At 59.4% G+C, this 998-nt stretch carries 1 protein-coding gene; it reads left to right on the top strand.

Annotation, left to right across the window (positions count from 1 at the left end; genetic code table 11):
* Window positions 1-35: 35 nt before the first annotated feature.
* On the top strand, window positions 36-998 hold a 963-nt coding region (locus AKL29_RS14265), incomplete at its 3' end, for a CoA transferase (protein WP_193395213.1).

Raw genomic sequence — 998 nt, 5'->3', positions numbered from 1 at the left:
CCGGCATCGGCATGGGTCGAAAAATGGAGCCTTCGATGGACGTTTTATCGCATCTACGGGTCGTCGAGATCGGTAGCTCGGCGGCAACAAGCTATTGCGGGAGGTTGTTCGCGGATTTTGGCGCCGATGTTCGGAAGGTCGAGCCACCAACAGGCGATCCACTTCGCAATAGTGCGCCACTGACGCCCGGCAGCCAGAGCGCGTGGTTCGCATTTCTTAACTTCAACAAGTCAAGCATCATCATCGATGCCAGCGACCCGGATGCGACCGAACGCCTGACCGCACTGATCGAGGATTGCGATATTGTGGTCGATGGCCGCGAGGTCGATTCCGCGGATTGCCCGACCATTGATGTTGCCGGGATCCGGCAGCGGCGTCCCGGGTTCATCTACCTCGAAGGGAGCTGGTTCGGCCGTGAGGGCCCCTATGCGGGATTTGCCGCAACTGATTCGACCGTTCGCGCGCTTGCCGGCCTCATCAAGCTGGTTGGACCGATCGAGGGGCCGCCCTTGCACGCACCGGATTTCCAGACGGGTATCCTTGCCGGACTATGGGGCTTCATCGCCGCGGCTTCTTCGGCAGTTGCGCGGATGCAGGGCGGGACAGGACGGTCGTGGTCTCTTAACATTTTTGAATCGAGTCTCGCTCTTAGCGAGTATCACACGTTCGAGGCGTTTGCACGCGGTGACATGATGCGCCGGATTGGCATTAATCGTTTCTGGCCGACCTTTCCGGCGGGCATCTACGAAACAAAAAAGGGTTGGCTCGGCATCACGACAGGCAAGCCGGCACAATGGCGCGCGTTCTGCGACATGCTCGGCCTATCCGAACTGCGAGACGATCCAGCTCTGATCCTGAGCCCCGATCGTCTGCAACAGATGGAGCAGATCGAACGACAGTTCATGCCGAGGCTGAAGACGCGAACCGCGTTCGAGTGGTTTGCAGAGGGACTGAAGCGCAAGATCCCGATGGTGCCGGTGCCCGAAATATCCGATCTG

The organism is Bradyrhizobium pachyrhizi (assembly GCF_001189245.1).
Taxonomy (GTDB): Bacteria; Pseudomonadota; Alphaproteobacteria; order Rhizobiales; family Xanthobacteraceae; genus Bradyrhizobium; species Bradyrhizobium pachyrhizi.
Note: the sequence above shows the minus strand (reverse complement) of the source record. Positions and strands in the feature narration are given on the sequence as shown.